At 58.0% G+C, this 19,368-nt stretch carries 16 protein-coding genes; 11 read left to right on the top strand and 5 right to left on the bottom strand.

Annotated elements, in window-relative coordinates; all coding sequences use genetic code 11:
• Positions 1-87: 87 nt before the first annotated feature.
• The 5 genes from ACYVI2_RS24555 to ACYVI2_RS24535 all read right to left on the bottom strand — a co-directional run bounded on the left by ACYVI2_RS24555 (position 88) and on the right by ACYVI2_RS24535 (position 7,623).
• Positions 88-2,427: an ankyrin repeat domain-containing protein gene (locus ACYVI2_RS24555; protein ID WP_415819726.1), complete on the bottom strand. Its 2,340-nt coding sequence runs from the start codon at positions 2,425-2,427 to the stop codon at positions 88-90.
• A 180-nt stretch (positions 2,428-2,607) separates the two neighbouring features.
• Entirely contained in the window at positions 2,608-4,527 is a 1,920-nt protein-coding gene (locus tag ACYVI2_RS24550) for a hypothetical protein (RefSeq protein WP_415819725.1), read from the bottom strand.
• 231 nt (positions 4,528-4,758) lie between these two features.
• A complete protein-coding gene (locus tag ACYVI2_RS24545) occupies positions 4,759-5,721 on the bottom strand; it encodes a Bug family tripartite tricarboxylate transporter substrate binding protein (RefSeq protein ID WP_415819724.1) in 963 nt (320 codons plus the stop codon).
• A 142-nt stretch (positions 5,722-5,863) separates the two neighbouring features.
• Complete coding sequence (locus ACYVI2_RS24540; protein WP_415819723.1) at positions 5,864-6,271, bottom strand: AtuA-related protein; 408 nt, start codon at positions 6,269-6,271, stop codon at positions 5,864-5,866.
• The gene (locus ACYVI2_RS24535; RefSeq protein ID WP_415819722.1) at positions 6,268-7,623 is read right to left on the bottom strand and encodes an acyclic terpene utilization AtuA family protein; all 1,356 of its coding nucleotides are present in this window, start codon (positions 7,621-7,623) and stop codon (positions 6,268-6,270) included. The genes ACYVI2_RS24540 and ACYVI2_RS24535 overlap by 4 nt, the downstream gene beginning before the upstream one ends.
• Positions 7,624-7,742: 119 nt before the next feature.
• Here ACYVI2_RS24535 and ACYVI2_RS24530 point away from each other — a divergent pair, with 119 nt between their 5' ends.
• The 11 genes from ACYVI2_RS24530 to ACYVI2_RS24480 all read left to right on the top strand — a co-directional run bounded on the left by ACYVI2_RS24530 (position 7,743) and on the right by ACYVI2_RS24480 (position 19,333).
• Positions 7,743-8,636: a LysR family transcriptional regulator gene (locus ACYVI2_RS24530; protein ID WP_415819721.1), complete on the top strand. Its 894-nt coding sequence runs from the start codon at positions 7,743-7,745 to the stop codon at positions 8,634-8,636.
• A gap of 187 nt (positions 8,637-8,823) precedes the next feature.
• Entirely contained in the window at positions 8,824-9,213 is a 390-nt protein-coding gene (locus tag ACYVI2_RS24525; RefSeq protein ID WP_415819720.1) for a Rid family detoxifying hydrolase, read from the top strand.
• Positions 9,214-9,232: 19 nt separating this feature from the next.
• Positions 9,233-11,419, top strand: coding sequence for an ATP-dependent DNA helicase RecG (gene recG / locus ACYVI2_RS24520; RefSeq protein WP_415819719.1), 2,187 nt, complete (start codon positions 9,233-9,235; stop codon positions 11,417-11,419).
• A 127-nt stretch (positions 11,420-11,546) separates the two neighbouring features.
• Positions 11,547-12,494 carry a LysR substrate-binding domain-containing protein gene (locus tag ACYVI2_RS24515; protein ID WP_415819718.1) on the top strand — a complete coding sequence of 316 codons (948 nt, stop codon included), beginning with the start codon at positions 11,547-11,549 and terminating at the stop codon, positions 12,492-12,494.
• A 58-nt stretch (positions 12,495-12,552) separates the two neighbouring features.
• A complete protein-coding gene (locus tag ACYVI2_RS24510; protein ID WP_415819717.1) occupies positions 12,553-13,056 on the top strand; it encodes a Dps family protein in 504 nt (167 codons plus the stop codon).
• A 27-nt stretch (positions 13,057-13,083) separates the two neighbouring features.
• Entirely contained in the window at positions 13,084-13,878 is a 795-nt protein-coding gene (locus ACYVI2_RS24505; protein ID WP_415819716.1) for an SDR family NAD(P)-dependent oxidoreductase, read from the top strand.
• A gap of 82 nt (positions 13,879-13,960) precedes the next feature.
• Complete coding sequence (locus tag ACYVI2_RS24500) at positions 13,961-15,565, top strand: ABC-F family ATPase (RefSeq protein WP_415819715.1); 1,605 nt, start codon at positions 13,961-13,963, stop codon at positions 15,563-15,565.
• 162 nt (positions 15,566-15,727) lie between these two features.
• Positions 15,728-16,504, top strand: coding sequence for an ABC transporter ATP-binding protein (locus tag ACYVI2_RS24495; protein WP_415819714.1), 777 nt, complete (start codon positions 15,728-15,730; stop codon positions 16,502-16,504).
• A 73-nt stretch (positions 16,505-16,577) separates the two neighbouring features.
• Positions 16,578-17,576, top strand: a complete 999-nt coding sequence (locus ACYVI2_RS24490; protein ID WP_415819713.1) for an ABC transporter substrate-binding protein — start codon at positions 16,578-16,580, stop codon at positions 17,574-17,576.
• On the top strand, positions 17,573-18,346 hold the full coding sequence (locus tag ACYVI2_RS24485; RefSeq protein WP_415819712.1) for an ABC transporter permease: 774 nt from the start codon (positions 17,573-17,575) through the stop codon (positions 18,344-18,346). Before ACYVI2_RS24490 ends, ACYVI2_RS24485 begins: the two co-directional genes overlap by 4 nt.
• Before the next feature lie 39 nt (positions 18,347-18,385).
• Positions 18,386-19,333: a substrate-binding periplasmic protein gene (locus tag ACYVI2_RS24480; RefSeq protein ID WP_415819711.1), complete on the top strand. Its 948-nt coding sequence runs from the start codon at positions 18,386-18,388 to the stop codon at positions 19,331-19,333.
• Positions 19,334-19,368 lie beyond the last annotated feature (35 nt).

Here is a 19,368-nt window from a genome sequence, read left to right as displayed (position 1 = left end):
GGGGCCTGCACTCTATCCCGTACTCATGCATAGAAAAATCGGACGGGCTTGTACTGCGGTGTCCTGCTACGACAGGACGCGGTCCATCTATATCAGCTCGACGCTGCCGCTCGGGTTGATACGGTAGGGCAGGTTATTAGCTCTCGCGTGAGCCAGTATCGAGTCGCTCTGAGCCACGGCCAGCGCTACCGTCAACGTGCGCAATGCCTCTTGCTCGTTGCTGGCCTGCAGGGTCTCCATGGGTCTGGCGATATCCGCCCCAGCGACAATGAGCGCTGCGATGCGTCTTATGTCGCCTCGCTTGCTCAAGTCCATCATTAGCGATTCGGCAGAAGCGCCAAGCCTAACCAGGCGCCGAAGATTATCGGTGTCGTTCCTTTCCGCCAGTGTCTGCATCGCCTCGTCGGTTGATACGTTCCACTGAAGTATCAATTTCAACCTTGCAGTTTTAACGTCCTCAGCTACCGTCTTATCGTCGATGACGCGCAATATCGATCGAGAACCTGCCCAATTGACCGCGTTGACTAGCTTTTGCGCGGCTTCTATATTGTTGGACTCGAAGGCGCGCATCACTGCGATGGACAGATCGGCTCCCAACAGACCCAGATCCACGCTAGCGGGCGACCAGCCCGTAGTAATCTCCGTGAGACGCATCCGTGCCGTATTGATGTCGACTCCTCCCCATGTCAACAGTCGGCCGGCCAATTCTCTTTGTTTGGTGTGCATCAGTGATGCCAATAGCTTGGGTCCATCTGCGCCTATCGAGATGAGAAGTTTCGCCAGTTCTTCATCGTTGTCTTGCACCGCCTGTAACAGTAAATCAACTCCGTCGGTCAGCACGGGAATACACGCGGCCGCAGTCTGCAGATCTCCTTTCTTGATGAGATAGTTCAACGCATCGCTGGATATATCTTTGGCCTTTAGTATCGCCTGGACTAGCTCCATGTCGTTGGCTTTGAGTCGATCAATCAGGAGTGCGCAGGGATCGTCATCAGCTTTCAGCAATGTACGGATACCTTCCAGAGAATTGGTCTGTTTCAGCGCTTTCAATGCAACGAGCTTGTCTGCTCCTGCTTTGATGAACGACACGGCATCCACGACGTCGTTGTATTGCATCGTTGCGGTGATGAGCGCGTCATTCTTTTGGCTTTGCGAGGACTGTGATATCGCGGTATTTCTTTCATTGATGTTAATCAAGGCCTCGGTACTGTCCGGCAATACGGAAGAGTCTGCTCCTGCGAGAACCAACAGTTCTATCGCCTCAGAGGTGTTCAGATAACCTGAGGTGTGAATCTTTGACAGATGCTGTAGGACGGAGGATACGTTTGTACTGGTATGGAGCAACGCTTTTGTCGCGGCAAAGTTACCTGTCAGGGCAACATTCATCAGAATGTCGTCGGGATTTGCCAGACCTGCGGAAATTAAGGTGATGAGCGTGTCGGAGTCACCGCGCGCGATGAGTTGATGGAGTATCTTGTCCAGATGATCGGGATTGATGGCATCTAGCGCGGCGCAAAATGTCTTGATCTCTGGAAGATTCCGGTTTCTGCACAGTCGCAAGAGTGCCGATTCATAGATCGCTGACGCTGATTTATCCTGGAGCTTGCTCTGCGTGGCGGCTACTAATTTCATAGCCTTGATGTCAGGTTTAGGTTGCTTGCTCGCCAGGATCGCCAACGTTCGAGAGACGTCCACACCCACTTTAATGTATGGCTCGATTTCCGCGGCGTCGTGAAATCCTGCGAGTTGGGCCAGCTTGGCGGCTCCATTTGCGCCGAGCAAAAGCAAACGCTTTGCAAGGTCCTTCTCAAAATTAGCAGTAATAGTCTCTGGCAGGGCATTTGAAACCTTGACGCCCATCGATATCAGTAACTTTGCAGCCGTCGAACCTCGCTGGCCATGGTGTTGAGCAATAGCATTCTCCAATGCGCGTTCGGCGTCGCGGTCGGTGCAATTTTCGATCAAGCACTCTACTGTTTTTATGTGGCCTTTCACCGCCGCAGTGGCCAGAGCGTCGGACAGGTCCTCTGTCGCACCGGCATTAATCATGGATTTGATCAATTCCGGGTTGTCGGTTTTCGCCTGGACCGCATACATGAGGGGAGTGTGCCCAGCATCGTCGCGGTCATTAATGAGATCGGGCACCCCCCCATAACTCAGCATCATGAGATTTGAGACGATCGAATAGCTGCCAGACTTCATCGCGACATGAAAGCAGTTTTCGCCGTTTTCGAATCGTTCCGCTACGATATTTATTTCAGCATCTGATCCCAGTGTCAATGCTTCGAATGTTGACCAATCGTCGTTTTTGAGGGCTTGTAGTACCTCTTCCTTAATGATTGATGCACGAGGCTTTTCAAGCGCCAGACCCGGCTCAATGGGCGGAGACGTGCGTAGGCTTTGCGAGGCACTGAGTTCATTAGTCATGCTGGCTCCTGGGCTGAAATGGACAGTCGCCTAGACGAGCCAACCTTTGTCTACGGGCAGAGGGAAGCACACGTACTAGTGGACGTAGTCTGTGTAAGTAACGATTTCATTGTTGGTGTTCCATCTATTTCGAGATTGCGTGGTGGGAGCATCCCTGCCACGCATTCCCTCTCAATGTATCTATAGCAGCTCGACGCGGCCGCCTGGATTGATACTGTAGGGCAGGTTAGCGGCTTTCGCATATGCCAATGTCGAGTCACTTTGGGCCTTCATCAGCGCTACCGTCAGCGTGCGCAATGCCTCTTGTTCGTTGCTGGCCTGCAGGGTTTGCATGGGTTTGCCGATATCTGCTCCAGCGGTAATGAGCGATGCGATGCGCCGCACGTCGCCCTGCTTGCTCAGGTCCATCATGAATGCATCGACGGAAACGCCAAGTCTGACGAGACGCCGAATGTCCTCGATCTCGCCTTTCTTCGCCAGTGTCTGCATTGCCCCGTCGGTTGATATGTTCCACTCAAGTATCAATCTCAATCTTGCTGTTTTGACCTCGTCAGGGACCGTTTTATCGCCGAGGATGTGTAGTATTGATCGAGATCCGACCTCGAATGAGTCTTGGGTTAATTGCCGTGCGGCTAGGATATTGTTGGTCTCGAAGGCCCGCATCACGGCGATGGAAAGGTCGGCCCCCATGAGGAACAGATCCTCCTTGGCGGAAGACTCGTGATAGTTCTTGTACGCAGTGAGATGCATTCGAGCTGTATGCACATCAACCCCCCATGCTAAGAGCTGGCTGGCCAATTCTCGCTGTTTGGTATGCAACAATGACGCCAACAGTCGTGGTCCCTCCGCACCGCTCGAAAGGAGAAGTTTCCCCAGTGTTTCATTGCCGTCTTGCACGGCGTGTAGCAGTAACTCGTTTCTGTTCTCCAGGACAGAAATGAATGCGGACGCTGTCTGTAGATCTCCTGTCTTAATGAGGTGATCGAGCTGCAGAACCGTGGATGTCTTTACATCGGTGTTGATCAATGTTTTCGCCGCAGCAACATCGCCTGCCAACGCCGCATTGGTCGGCTTGTCTTCCGGATTTGCCGTCAACATGCTCAGTGTGCCGGAATCCCCATTTGCTGTCAGTCGATTGAGTATGTTCTTCAGATGAGCGGGGTTAATGGCATTTAGCGCGGCAGTAAATCTCTGTAGCCCGGCAATATCTTTGTTTCTGGCTAGACTCAACAGCCCTGATTCATAGATTTCCAACTCTGGTTTTTTCTTGAGCTTGCTTGCCGTTGAGGCTACGAGCGTCATAGCCTCGCTATTACGCTTGTGAGGAGGGTTGTTTGCCAGAATTGCCAACGCCCTCGGAACATCTGCTCCTACTAGGATGTACCCCTCGACTTCGCCGGCGTCGCGGTATTCCGCGATCTCGGCCAGTTTGTCGGATCCTTTCGCTCCGAGCAAAAGCAAGCGCTCTGCCACTTCCTTGTTCAAAATAATCAGTGCGCCTTCCGGAAGAGCCGCTGTAACGTTGACTCCTAGCGATATCAATAACTTGGCAGCGTCGATGCCTGGCTTGCCATAGTGCAGCCGAACGATGGATTCCAACACATATGGCGCGTTGTCTTCGACGTCATTGTCGATAAGCAGCTTTGCTGTTTCGGCATGGCCTTTCATTGTGGCAATGCTCAGGGCGTCCCAAAAGCCTTCAGTCGCGCCAGCATTGAGCAATGCGCCGATCAATTCCGGATTATCGGTTTGCGTGTCGGCGGCATACACGAGAGGGGTGCGGCGAGATTGATCGGTTCCATTGACTAGATCGCGAACCCATTCGTGATTCAGCTTAGCGAGATTCGAGACGATCGAATGGCCGCCGGATTTCAGCGCGACATGAAAGCAATTTTGACCGTTATCGAATCGTTCCGTTGCGATATTGATCTCGGCGTTTTCGCCGAGTGCTAATGCTTCGAATGTTGACCAATCGTCTGCTTGGAGGGCATGAAATACCTTCTCTTTAATGGTCGGCCCTTGAGGACTTTCGAGTGTAGTGTCGAGTTCGACGGACGGCGACGAAGGCAGGTTTTGCGAGGAACTGAGTTCGTTGACCATGCTAGGCTCCTGGGTGCAATGGGAAGTCGCCTAGATGAGCCGTTGGTATTTACAAAAAGAGGCCCGCACCGCTCACATGGTCGACGTAGGTTATGTAAGTGACGATTTCATTTTTTTCGTTCCGTCTGTCTTAGTATTGTCTGGCGCCGATCCAATGGGCAGGACGTGGTCTACCCATTGTGAGCGGTTCGCTGTAAAAGTGTTTGCTTGCGGCAGTGGTGGGCTGGACAGTTACTCCGGCGTTATCCCCGCTTTATGAATGATGTCTCCCCATTTTTTCGACTCGCTATGCTGAAAATCGGCGAGCTCTTTTGGTGTCGACGTGGCAGGCGCAGTGCCGGTGGATTCGTAGAAGTGCTTGGCGGCTTTGCCTTCTGTGGCTTTGGCCAGCAGGTCGTGCAGTTTGGCGACGACATCATCGGGCGTACCGTCGGGGACGTAGGCGGCGAACCAATAGCCCATTTCGTATCCGGGGACACCGGCTTCGGCAATGGTAGGCAGATCAGGTGCGAGAGGAGAGCGCTCGCTGCCGGTAAAACCGAGGGCGCGCAATTTTCCCGAGGCGACTTGCGGCAGGCCGGTGGCCGTGTCGGTGATCATCATGTCAATCTGGCCGCCCAACAAGTCGGTCACTGCCAGTGGATTGCTCTTGTACGGCACGTGCAGCAGTTTGATGCCGGCCATCTGCTGCAGCAACTCGCCAGCGATCCGGCTGCTGGAGCTGCCGCTGCCAAAACTCAGCTTGCCTGGCGACTGCTTGGCCAGCGCGAGAAAATCGCCCACGGTTTTGGCGGAAGACGAGGGGTTGATCACCATGATCTGGCCGCCTTTGCCTAATAAGGTGACCGGAGCAAAATCCTTGACCGGATCGTAAGGCAGGCTTTTGTATAGGTGCTCGTTGGCGGCGTGCGTGGTGTTGGTGGTGATCAACACCGTATAGCCGTCTGTCGGTGCCCGGGCGGCTGCCTGGGCGCCGATGATCGCGCTGGCGCCGGCTCGGTTTTCGATGACGACGGACTGTCCAGTCTGCTCGGAGACGCCTTGACCGATGGCGCGGCCGATCTGATCGGTGGCGCTGCCTGCGGCAAAGGGCACGATGAAGGTGATCGGTTTATTCGGGAAGTTTTGTGCCGCAACGGATAAGGGCAGGGCCGTGCATAGTGCGGCAATCATGCTAAAGGGGGGCAAGCGCATCGTAGTCTCCGTGTGTTGTTGTGTGTGGTTTGCTGTGAAACGTGTGTTGCTGCAGAAAGCGGCAGGTGTCTGGACAACAAAGCATCGCCGCAGCACCGCCGAGGTGAGTTAACGCCCTGGCCAAGCCAGGCGCGGCCAGAGGTTATGCCGTCGACAACGCGTCGCCTGGCACATCGGGTAGACGTCGCGCCAGCTCCGCACTCACCTCGACCGGCAGATCCAGGAGATGAAATGACAGGCTCTTGCCATGTGCGTCCAGATTCAGCGCATCGTTCACGCCGCCGTCCAGAACCCCCTCCAGCACGAAATTCATGGCTTGCAGCGTCGGAATCTCATAGCGTGCGACGCGAGTCGGATGGCGATAGTCAAACCATTGCGCCACGCGCGCTGCTGTGATCTGTTCGACGAGCACGGCGTAACACGCCTCATCCCAGGCAATCAGGCTGAGATTGGAAATATTGCCCTTGTCTCCAGAGCGGCTGTGCGCCAGCCGATAGAGCGGCACCGAGACCGTGGCGGCGGGCGAGTCAGTAGGGGACACGGATGTCATCGTTGCGCCTCCAGCATCGTCCAGCCACTTTCCACCGCGTCTCGTGGAATCGTGCAGGACACCATATTCAATCGCGGCCGCAGCGAGGTCCGGACGCCGCCGCCTCCCGCAGGGCCGCAGCAATAGAGCGCAGTCACCTCGCGCAGCAATCGTTCCACTGTGTTTGTCTCCGTGTGTTCGGCGGCCAAGCGCAAGCGCACATCGCGAGCGTGTCCAGGCGGTCGCGCCTGCAGCATGCCACCGTTGTCGTCTCCCAGAATACTGGCCACGCCAATCAAATCCATGCGGACTTTCAGGGCAGAGCCCAGGCGCTTTTGCACCATGTCCGCCGCGAGGCGGGCACGCGCTTCGGCCTGCACGCCTGCATAAGAGATCTCGGCTTCGGCCAGCCAGCCGCCGCGGTGGCAGACGTTGACCTTGAGTTCATCGGGGCGCGGGTGGCCGGTGATGCCTGTTACGGTTACCCGATGAGGGCCAGTCAGTTGAACGGAGGCCTGGCTCAGGTCCGCGATGACGTCCGGCGTCAAATAGCGTGCAGGGTCGTGTACCTCATAAAGTAATTGCTCTTTGACTGTGCGCGCGTCAACCACGCCTCCTGTGCCCTCGGGTTTCGTAATCACGAATTCGCCGTCCGCATCGATCTCAGCGATCGGATAGCCTGCTGTATAGATGTCGGGCACGTCTTTCAGGCCCGGTACGCAAAAATAGCCACCCGTAACTTGCGTGCCGCATTCGAGCATATGGCCCGCCATCGTGGCGCGGCCCAATCGTTCCCAGTCGTCCTCTGCCCACCCGTAATGCGCCATAGCGGGGCCCAGGGTCAACGAGGGGTCTGCCACCCGTCCCGCTACGACGATTTGTGCCCCCTCCTGTAATGCCGAGGCAATCTCGCTCGCGCCGAGATAGGCTGTGGCGCTGACCACGTCCATGTCGTCAAAAGCCGGCCCCAGGCGCTCGCGCAGCAGGGCATGCTGCGCGGATGTGGTCAATGCGTCGCCGTGCACGACGGCAATTCGGGGGGCAGGCAACCCCTGCATGCGCGCCAACTCAGTAATGCGGCGCGCGGCACCCGGCGGATTTGCCGCCCCAAAATTACTCACGATGCGCACATTGTGTTGCTGGCAGCTCGCCAAAATGGGATTCAGCAAATCATCCAGCAAAGGCTCATAGCCGCTTTCTGGATTGGCATTGCGCGCCAACTGGGCCAGCGCGAGCGTGCGTTCGGCCAATGTTTCGAAAATCAGCGTGCCGCCACCGCGCGCGGCCAGGGCTTGCACGATCGGCAACGCACCGTCCGTGCGGTCGCCGGAAAAACCCGTGGCACAACCGATCAAAAAGGGAGCCGCTGTCATTGTTGTCTCGCGATCAAATTCTTTTTACGCCTGCACTGACTGTGCAAAGTCGCTTCACTATAGGTAGGCTTGCTTAATAAGTGAAATAGAAATAAAAGATCGATTCATCCAAGATTTCTATGAATCTGTCTACCCGTCAACTTCGTGCATTCGTGGCGCTGGCCGATGAGAAACACTTCACTCGTGCCGCTCAGCGCTGCCATCTGACCCAGCCGGCGTTCAGTGCGCTCATTCGCACCCTCGAGGACGCGGCAGGCGTGCGCCTGTTCGACCGTAATACCCGTAACGTCGAACTCACGGCAGAGGGCAGGGTGATGGATGCCTCTGCGCGTCGCTTGTTGGGGGAGCTCGATCTCGTCGTCGAGGACCTGCGTGACTACGCCGCACGCCGCCGCGGGCACGTCACCATTGCCGCCTTGCCATCGTTAGCCGCAGGGTGGCTGCCCGGGCTGCTGGCCCGTTTTCATCAGGACTATCCGGGCGTTACCTTGCAGTTGCGCGATGCGTTGTTGGATCCATGTCTGGATATGGTGCAAAGCGGTGCAGCGGATTTTGCCGTGGCGGCGCAGCGTGCGGATATGGCAGACCTTGAAAGCGAATTCCTCCACGCCGATCGGTTTTTCCTCGTTTGCCGACGGGATCATCCTCTGGCCGACCGTCGCCAGGTTCGTCTGCGTGATCTCAGCCGCTGGCCCTTGATCCAACTGGCGCGCGGCAGCAGTGTGCGCCGCTATTTCGATGAGGCTTTGGGGTCTGTTGCGGCCCCACCCCTGCTCGAAGTCGAGCATCTGGCCACCGTGACTGGGCTCGTCCTGGCGGGCATGGGCATCAGCGTGGTTCCCGCCATGACGCTGTTTCATTTTCAGCGCGACGAGTTGGCGATCAAGCCCCTGGCAGGCAAGCCCCTGACACGCCCGTTGTATCTCGTGCGCCGCGAGGGGCGCGCATTATCGGTCGCCGCACAAACGCTCTATGACCTGTTGCGAGAGCATGTGAGCGAATTGGGGGATTGATTTCGCTTAAATGAGGTTGAATTAGCCAAAAAGCGGCGAACGCCTCTATTCTTGTCATATAGCTGTCGACAATGTCCCAGTCAGCCAGGGGCTATTCGTGATGCCTCCTCGCTTTCGCAAATACCTATTGCCGTTTAAACTTCAATAGTCCAGTATTACGATTGATTATTCTTCAAGGATTCGGCTCATGAGCAAGCAAATCATCCATACCGATGCGGCCCCGGCTGCGGTTGGTCCTTATTCGCAGGCCGTTGCCGTCACGGGCGCCAAGACGGTCTATCTGTCTGGCCAGATCGGGCTGGAGCCGGGTACGGGCGATCTCGTGTCCGAGAACTTCGACGCCCAGGTGCGCCAGGCGTTTTCCAATATGACCGCCGTGATTCAGGAGGCAGGGGGGACGCTGAACGACATCGTCAAATTGACCCTGTTCCTGACGGACTTGAACAAATTCACTGCCGCCAACGCGATCATGGCTGAATTGATTCCTCAGCCGTTCCCGGCTCGTTCGACGATCGGTGTGGCCAGTCTGCCCAAGGGCGCGCAGTTCGAGGTCGAGGCGATTCTGGTTCTGCCGTAAGGCGCCTGGTTTTTTGCATATGCCGGCAACTGCCACTGCCCGCAATCGTACTGGCGCGTCCAAGCGCGCCGGTGCGGACGTGGCTGCCGATAGGGCAGCCAGCGTGACAGCCGAGACGAAAGCGGGCGCCAAATCCGGCCCGGCCCGGTCGCTGACCGACGTACAGCGCAAGCTGCATAGCCTCGGCCTGGTCACGCCCAACGACTGTATCTTGCATCTGCCGCTGCGTTACGAGGATGAAACCCGCATCGTCCCGATCGGTTCGTTGCGTCCAGGTGCCCCTGCGCAGGTCGAGGGCGAAATCCTGCGCAGTGAAGTGTTGTTTCGTCCCCGCCGTCAGTTGACTGCCGTCATGGCAGACGATAGCGGCGAGCTGCAATTGCGCTGGCTGAATTTTTACCCCAGCCAGCAAAAACAACTGACGCCGGGCCGCCGTCTGCGTGCTCGTGGCGAGGTACGTGGCGGCCTGTTTGGGCGCGAGATGGTCCATCCGCGCATGACCAGTGCTGATGCCGCCTTGCCCGAGGCGTTGACACCGGTTTATCCCAGCACAGACGGGCTGACTCAGCCATCATTACGCAAGACCATCGCCCAGGCCCTCGATCAGGCCGACCTGAGCGATACGCTGCCTGAAGAAGCCCTGCAACGTTATACGCTGATGCCGTTTGCGCCCGCCATCCGCCTGTTGCACGCGCCACCGCCTGGCGTATCCGAGCAAGACCTGATCGAACGCGGTCATCCTGCCTGGCATCGCATCAAATTCGATGAATTGCTCGCACAGCAGTTGTCGCTGGCTGCAGCGCGCGCGGCGAGACGCAGCATTCGGGCAGTGCCATTACCTCTACAGGCCGATCCGTCCGACGCTTCGGACGATTTGGTGGCGCGCCTGTATCGAGCATTGCCCTTTACGCTGACGGCGGCGCAACAGCGTGTCATCAAGGAAATCTCGGCCGACCTGGCACAGCCATACCCCATGCATCGCTTGTTGCAGGGTGATGTGGGCAGTGGCAAAACCGTGGTCGCCGCTGTCGCAGCGGCTCAGGCCATCGCCTGCGGCGCACAGGTGGCGTTGATGGCGCCGACCGAAATCCTGGCTGAACAGCATTTTCACAAGCTGGTGTCGTGGCTGCAGCCTCTGGGCGTGAACGTCGCATGGCTCAGCGGCAGCCAGACGGCAAAGGCCCGGCGCCAATCCGCTGCCGGTGCGGCCGACGGCAGTATTCAACTGTTGGTCGGCACACAGGCGCTGATTCAGGATCATGTCGAGTTTCAGCGTCTAGGCCTGTCGATCGTGGATGAGCAGCATCGCTTTGGCGTGGGTCAGCGATTGGCCCTGACACGTAAAGGCGAGGTATCGCCCGGTCAGGCAGAACAGATCCCCACGATCCCGCATCAGCTCAACATGAGCGCCACGCCGATTCCGCGTACCTTGGCGATGACTTTTTTCGCCGATCTGGACGTATCCGTCATTGATGAGCTGCCGCCCGGCCGCACGCCTGTGGTGACCAAGCTCGTCTCTGATAATCGCCGCGAGGAGGTCATCTCGCATATTGCCAACGCCGTACGTCAGGGGCAGCAGGCCTATTGGGTCTGCCCGCTGGTTGAGGAAAGCGAAGCCCTGCAACTGCAAACCGCCGTCGACACGTATGATGCCATGTGCGCGGAGTTGCCCGATCTGCGGATCGGCCTGGTACATGGCCGCCTGCCGCAAACCGAAAAGGCTGCGGTCATGCAGGCCTTTCGTGATGGCGATATCGATTTGCTAGTGGCCACGACCGTCATCGAGGTCGGTGTTGACGTGCCCAAGGCATCGCTCATGGTGATCGAACACGCCGAGCGTTTTGGCTTGGCTCAATTGCATCAATTACGCGGCCGGGTAGGGCGGGGCAGCGCCGAGTCCGTTTGCGTGCTGCTCTATCAGACGCCGCTGTCGCAGATTGCCCGCCAACGGCTGCGGGCCATGTTCGAGACCAATGACGGTTTCGAGATCGCGCGCCGCGACCTGGAGCAGCGTGGTCCGGGCGAGTTTCTCGGCACGCGCCAATCAGGTATGGCCTTGCTGCGGTTTGCCGATCTCGAAAGCGATGTGGGTATTGCGGAGCAGGCGCGCGAGGCCGCCGCATGGCTGCGCGCTGACCATCCCGATGCGGTAGCGGCCCATTTGGCACGCTGGATGCGTGGCCGCGAAGACTTTCTGCGGACGTGACCGTGCCTATGCAAACCTTGTGCGCCATGCAATCTTTCATGCTTCGTTTTTATCGGCTGGCCCGCCTGAGGGCAAACATCGCCCCTTTCTTTCCCGGTATGAATGCCGCGGTTTCCCGGAGCAGAAGATGACTCTGACTGAACTCAAATACATCGTCGCCGTCGCACGCGAACGGCATTTTGGCCGTGCGGCCGAAGCCTGCTTCGTGAGTCAGCCCACCTTGTCCGTGGCGATCCGCAAACTAGAGGATGAGCTGGGCGTGACGTTGTTCGAGCGTGGCGGCGTCGAGGTCGGCGTGACCGCAATCGGTCAGCGCATCGTGACCCAGGCGCAAAAAGTGCTCGAGGAAAGCGCCAGCATCAAGGAAATCGCCCGTCAGGGCCATGATCCGCTCGCCGGCCCGCTGCGCGTCGGTGTGATTCATACGATCGGGCCGTATCTGCTGCCGCATCTGGTGCCGACGCAGATTGCGCGGACGCCGCAGATGCCGTTACTGCTGCAAGAAAACTTTACCTTGCGTCTCGTCGAGCTCCTGCGTCAAGGGGAAATCGATTGCGCCATCATGGCGCTGCCCTTGCCCGAGGCGGGGCTGATCACGCAACCGCTTTACGATGAGCCGTTTATCGTCGCGGTGCCGCGCGATCACGAATGGGCCGACCGAAAAGCCATCAGTTCCGAAGACCTGAAACAGCAGACCATGCTGCTGCTGGGCACGGGACATTGTTTCCGTGATCAGGTCCTGGAAGTCTGCCCCGAACTCTCGCGCTTTTCTGCCGCGAGTGACGGTATTCAGCGGACCTTTGAGGGATCGTCGTTGGAGACTATCCGTCATATGGTCGCCGCCGGCATAGGCGTGACCGTCCTGCCGGTGACCGCCATCCCTGAATCCCCGCCACCCAAAGCGCTGTTACGTTATTTGCCCTTTGAGGGCCGTCCGCCAGAGCGGCGCGTGGTGCTGGCCTGGCGCCGCAGTTTTCCCCGCCTCGCCGCTATCGAAGCGCTGGCCCAAGCCGTGTACGAATGCGGACTGCCGGGCGTGACGATGCTGGACCACGAGGCCGCGGTAGAAAGCTGAGTGGTTTCTGTTCCGATGGTATCCTTACCTTGTCTACAACCCGTACTAGGAGCACTACATGGCCAAGTCGTCCAAAGCAGGTAGTACCGCCGCTGTTCGCATCAATATCGGCATTTCGGACAAAGACCGCGAGGCGATCGCGGCCGAGCTCTCCAAGGTGCTGGCAGACTCATACACGCTGTATCTGATGACCCACAATTTCCACTGGAACGTCACGGGTCCGTTGTTCAACACGCTGCACCTCATGTTCATGACGCAGTATTCCGAGGAATGGGCCGCGTTGGACGATATCGCCGAGCGTATCCGTGCATTGGGTGTGCATGCGCCGGGCACGTACCGCGAATTTGCCAAGCTGTCCTCGATTGCCGAGCCGGGCAACGTGCCCGAAGCCCTGGAGATGGTGCGTTTGCTGGTCAAGGGCAACGAGGCGGTGTCGAAAACGGCGCGTGCCGCCTTTGACAAGGCCGACAAGGCCAACGATCAGCCCACGGCCGACCTGCTGACGCAGCGCATGGACATCCATGAAAAGAACGCGTGGATGCTGCGCAGCCTGCTCGAGTAATCATTCAATCGTATCTGTCTGGTTTGCATGAGCCGTTCTTCTAGTTTGTCCCCCGGCGTTCCCGCCTCTGTCCTCATCACCGGTGCAACGGGAGGCATAGGCGGGGCGTTGGCTCTGGAATATGCCCGGGCGGGTACAAAAACGCTGATCCTGCAGGGGCGCAATCGTGCGCGCCTGGACGAGCTGGCACAGGATTGCAGCGCGATGGGCGTGCGCGTGATCGTGCACGAGCTGGACGTGCGGGATCACGATGCATTGCGTCATTGGCTGACCGAGATCGGACAGGCCGAGGCGCCCGATCTGGTGATTGCCAATGCGGGCGTCAACATTAATACCGGCTCGCAACAACAGGGTGAAACCTGGGACGATATGCATCGTCTCTTTGACGTCAACGTCAAGGCGGCCATGGCGACATTGCACGCCAGTTTGCCTGCGATGCAGGCACGGCGCAGCGGGCAGATTGCGCTGCTGAGCTCGCTGGCCGCATGGCGAGGTTTGCCCGAAACCCCCAGCTATAGCGCCAGCAAGGCCGCCGTCAAGGTCTACGGTGAGGCCATGCGTGACATCCTGGCCGGGCAGGGGATCAAAGTCAACGTGATCATGCCGGGCTATGTCGAGTCGCAAATGTGTTTCGACATGCCTGGGCCGAAACCCTTTTTATGGCCGGCAGCCAAGGCGGCTCGCGTCATTCGCCGCGGCCTGGCACGCAACCGGGCGCGCATCAGCTTTCCGTTTCCGCTGAATCTGGGTTGTTTTCTGCTTTCTGTCATCCACCCGTCAGTGTCGGGTTGGATACTGCAGCGCTTGGGCTACCGCGGCTGATAAGCCTCTGTAGTACACCCTTGGTATACTAATAGGTTTAGCCCCGCATTTTGCGGGCGCTTCTTGCCCTACATACAACACCGTGATATCTACCGCCAATCTCACTATTCAGTTCGGTCCCAAACCCCTTTTCGAGAACGTCAGCGTCAAGTTCGGGGAAGGCAACCGCTATGGTTTGATCGGGGCCAACGGCTCGGGCAAGTCGACGTTCATGAAAATCATCGGCGGCGACCTCGAGTCGTCCGCAGGTAACGTCTCGCTTGAGCCCGGCGTGCGCCTGGGCAAGCTGCGTCAGGATCAGTTTGCTTTCGAAGATCTGCGCGTCTTGGACGTGGTCATGATGGGCCATACCGAAATGTGGGCCGCCATGACCGAGCGCGATGCGATCTACGCGAACCCCGAAGCGACCGAAGACGATTACATGCGTGCGGCCGAGCTCGAGGCCAAGTTCGCCGAGTACGATGGCTACACCGCTGAGGCGCGCGCAGGCGAACTGCTGTTGGGCCTGGAATTCGCGGTAGACCAGCATCAATTGCTCATGCGCGAGATCGCGCCGGGCTGGAAATTGCGCGTGCTGCTGGCGCAAGCACTGTTCTCGAATCCCGATGTGTTGCTGCTCGACGAACCGACCAACAACCTGGACATCAATACGATCCGTTGGCTGGAAAACGTGCTCAACGGCTATCAGAGCACGATGATCATCATCAGCCACGATCGTCACTTTCTGAACCAGGTCTGCACCCACATGGCCGACTTGGATTATGGCGAGATCCGCATTTATCCGGGTAACTACGACGACTACATGCTGGCGTCGACGCAGGCGCGCGAGCGTTTGGTCGCCAACAATGCCAAAGCCAAAGAGCGTGTCGCCGAGTTGCAGGACTTTGTGCGCCGCTTTGCCGCCAACAAATCCAAGTCTCGCCAGGCGACCTCGCGCCTGAAGCAGATCGACCGTATCAAGGCCGAACAGGTCGTGGTCAAGCCCTCGTCGCGCCAAAACCCCTATATTCGATTCGAGCAGAACAAGGTCATGCACCGATTGGCAGTGACCATTGAAAAGCTCTCCAAGTCCTACGATGCGCCGGTTATCCGCGATTTCTCAGCGATGATCGATGCGGGCGAAAAGATCGCGATTATTGGTGCGAACGGTGTCGGTAAAACGACGCTCTTGCGCATGTTGGCAGGCGATCTGGCAGCGGATTCGGGCTCACTGAAATGGTCCGATAACGCCGATTTGGGCTATATGGCGCAAGACGTGTCCGATCAATTCCAACAAACGGATATCAATTTGTTTGATTGGATGGGCGACTACCGTCAACCGGGCGATGACGATCAATCCATTCGTTCCGTGCTGGGCCGCTTGCTGTTTTCGGCCGATGATTTGCCCAAAGCTCCCAAGGTCTTGTCGGGCGGCGAAAAAAACCGCATGACTTTTGGCCGTTTGATGCTTGGTCGCCACAACGTCATGCTGCTGGACGAACCGACCAACCACCTGGATATGGAATCCATCGAGTCGCTGCAGTTCGCGCTCGAAAAATATCAGGGCACCCTGATTTTCGTGTCGCACGACCGGGAATTCGTATCGGGGCTGGCAACGCGCGTGATTGAGGTGCTGCCCGGCGGCGAAATCGTGGATTATCGCGGTGGCTACGAAGACTACCTGTCTTCGCGCGGCATCGAGGGTTGATGGCGGGGCCAGCGGCGGGATCCTCGATCATGATCCCGCATTCTGGTTATTGCTATATAACTAAAAATAATTATTGAATGATAAAAATATAGTTTGAATTCATATAACAGATTGTTAGATTAGGGGCTGTTTTCCCTCAGCACGCGGTGCACGAGTCCCCCTATGAATCTGGCTTTCGATCACGTCCACAAAAGTTTTGGCGCATTGCACGTTGTTGATGAGTTCTCCAGCGAATTCAAAACGGGTGAGTTAGTCGCCTTGGTGGGCCCATCGGGTTGCGGCAAGTCGACCTTGTTGCACATGGCAGCAGGCTTGGAGTCGCCCAGTCAGGGGCAGGTCCTGGCCGATGGCCAGGCGATAAAGGGCCCGCATCCTAGCCGCACGCTGGTATTTCAAGAGCATGCGCTATATCCGTGGCTGACACTGCGCGATAACGTCTCGCTGGCACTGGAGTTTCAAAACGTCGCCAAGGCCGAGGCTCGTGAAAAGGCCGTTGCCTGGTTGGCGCGCGTGGGTCTGGCCGGGTTTGAAAACTATTATCCGCAACAAGTCTCCGGCGGCATGCGCCAGCGTGCTGCGCTGGCTCGGGCTTTTATTGCTCAGCCTCAGACCATGCTGATGGATGAGCCGTTTGGCGCGCTGGACGCGTTGACGCGATTGAGCCTGCAGGATGTCCTGCGCCAATTGATCAAGCAGGAAAAACCCACGGTATTGCTGGTCACCCACGATGTAGACGAGGCATTGTTCCTGGCCGATCGTATCGTGGTGTTCAGCCCACGTCCGGCGCGTGTGCTGCGCGAATTCAATCTGACCCAGCGTCGCAAGACTCACGACCTGTCGGACCTGGCAGCAGAAAAACGGGAGATCCTGAGCCTGCTGGGCATCCAGGTCGCCGAGAGCGCTGACGACAGCGAGGGCGATGTTGCGTTGGCTGCCTGATGCGATGCGCCTGTTCAGGCGCGCCATTCGAGTCCATTAATACCTATACCTATAGCCCTATCCGGGAGCACAAATGAAATTGAAGCAATGGTTGTCCTTGCCGCTGGTCGCGGCCTTGGTGGCGGCGGCGCCGGCGATGGCCGCTGAAAAATTGCGCGTCGGCTATCTGCGCGTGATGGACGATGCGCAAGCCATCGTTGCGCAAGAAGGGGAGTTCTACAAAAAGGCGGGCCTGGACACCGAGCTGATCGAGTTCAAGTCGGGCACGGACCTGATCAAAGCCATCGTGGGTGGCCAGGCCGATATCGGCGTATTGGGCTTTACCAATGCGGTAGCCTGGGCATCAAAGGGCGCCGACCTCAAAGTCGTGGGCGGCGCGCAGCAGGGCTACCACTCGCTGATCGTGCGCGATGACGCAGGCGTGGAGAAAATCGCTGATCTCAAGGGCAAGACGCTGGCTTCGCAACAAGAGGGCAGCACGGCCGATGTGGTGCTGAAGGGCGTGGTCCTGAAAGAGGGCAATCTGCAGCCTTCGGATGTGAACATCATGGGCGTGAGTCCTGCGGTTGCCGTGCAGTCATTGGTGGGAAAACGCGTCGACGCGGCGTTTCTGTTCGAACCGTATGACCGTATCGCGCAATTGGTGGCGCCGGTCAAACAGATCTACGAGGTGGGTCAATCCTGGCCGTTCCCATGCATGGTGGTGATTACCTCGGGCGAGGTGCTGGCCAAGCGTAAAGACGCTGTGTGGAAGGCCCTGGATGCGCAGAAAGCGGCTATCGATCTGTTGCAAAACAATCCGGAACAAGCCTCCAAGCTGATCGCATCGTATTTTATCGCCGAGCCTACGCTGAAAACCCTGAACAAGGGTGAACTGCCGCGTGAGGCCATCATCACCGATGCCATCAAGACGCAGGTGTTCACGCCGAAGCTGACCGACAAAGACGCAGCCCGCATGCAGGAAATCGCGGATATTCTGCAAGCCCAGGGTTCGCTGAAGACGCGTGACGGCAAGCCGTACGATGTGTCCAGCATCATCGATCTATCCTGGCAAGAGGCTCGCAAGCTTTGACCGCATCGACTCGTGTAACTGGACTGCGCAAGCACCTCGCCGGGGTGCTTGGCGTGGTCTTTATTTTGTTCCTGTGGCAGTCGGCAGCATGGGTGTTGCCAGACTTTCTGATGCCGGGTGTGCCAGCCGTCGTTGAGCGTTTGTTCAGTGAGCTGGGTGAGTCGTCTTTTCATCAGAGTCTGGTGGGCACGCTGGGGCGTCTGGGTGCAGGCTATGGGTTGGCCTTGTTGGCCGGCGTGGGCTTTGGCTTGATTGCGGCGGTGCTGTATTTCTTTCGAGAAGTCCTGCGCAGCGCCATCGTCATTCTGCAATCGATTCCGTCTATTGCCTGGGTGCCGTTGTTCTTGATCGTGATGGGTTTTGGCAGTGCGCCGATCATCGTGGTCGTGGCGCTGGCGGCGTTTTTCCCAGCGGCGCTCAGCGTGATGAACGCGACAGAGTCTGTGCAGCGCGTACATGTGTCGGCGGCACGTGTGATGGGGGCTACTTCGTGGGGGCTGATCAAGCGCGTGTACCTGCCGGCGGTCATGCCCGAGCTGATTACCGGTGCGCAGCTGGCTTTCGGTAATGCGTGGCGTGCCTTGATCTCGGCGGAAATGCTGATCGGCTTCGGCAAAGGCTTGGGCCGTTCGTTGGCCTATTCCGGTGAGATCGCCGATATGACGGGCGTGATGGCCAATATCCTGGTTATTGCGATCCTCGCTGCACTGATTGATCAATTCGTACTCGAAAACCTCAAGCATCGCTTGTTGCGTTATCAGTACGTGTAATAGGAGAGGGCGGGCAGTGGCCCGCTCGCATCTGGGCTCATGGATCCGTTGAGTGTTCTTTCCCGCGCTGGCCGACGTGTGCTGCTGGCTGCGCTATGGGCGCCGATGATCGTTTTTGCCCAGGCTGCTGATGCCGTTCCATCTCAATCGGATGGGGCTTTTGCCGGCGCCCGCGCGCGCGGCGCCTTGGTCGTGGGCGTGCCTTATTTGGCGCCCGAGGCTGCTGCTGGGGCGAAGGTTCGTACCCCCGAGCGTCTGGATACGGTGATGGCACAACGCCTGGGCCAGCAACTGGGTCTGCCCGTGAAAGTCGTACAGATCGATCCTGCACGGCGGGTATCGGCGTTGGCCAATGGTGACGTCGACGTGTTGATTGCTGACCGCGTGACCGATCCGAGCGCGGCCAAGCGTTCTGGAGAGGCTTTACCCGCCTCGAGTACTGCGAGTCCTGATACGCAGTTGGGCGGGTCAAATTTGATCCCGTCAGCATCAGACGGTCAGGGCGCGGTTGCCGTCTCTACGGGCTATGCCGCTCGGCCGAAAGCGATCATCCGTAGCGATACCAAGCTGCGCCATTGGAAAGACGTAAAGGGGCTGACCGTTTGCATGTCCAGCGCCGCTTTTCAGGCTCAAGCGCTGGCTGCGCAATGGGGGGCAACGGTACGCCCTTACCGTGTTCCCTCAGATGCTTTGGTCGCAGTACGAGAGGGTGGGTGTGACGTGGGGCTCGTTGATGACGTGACCTGGGCTCCGCTCATGAAATTTCCCGAGTGGAAGAAGTTTGCTTCTACGTTGAGCGAGGCAGGCCCGCGTGTTGAACGTGTCTGGTTGGTACCCGGGAATGATCGCGCGACAACAGCATGGTTAACCAACGCCATGCAACAATGGCGCCGCGAAGGCATCGTCCAAGCCATGGTGAACAAATGGGCTCGCGATGTGGCGTTTGATGTCTATCTGGATCAAGAGGTCCCGGACTGCCACGGTTGAAAACGCGAGGGGTTGGGCAGACGGGTAATGCCCGT

Source organism: Bordetella tumbae, from assembly GCF_054780995.1.
The sequence above is the reverse complement of the archived record's forward strand: the minus strand, read 5'-3'. Positions and strand labels throughout refer to the sequence as shown.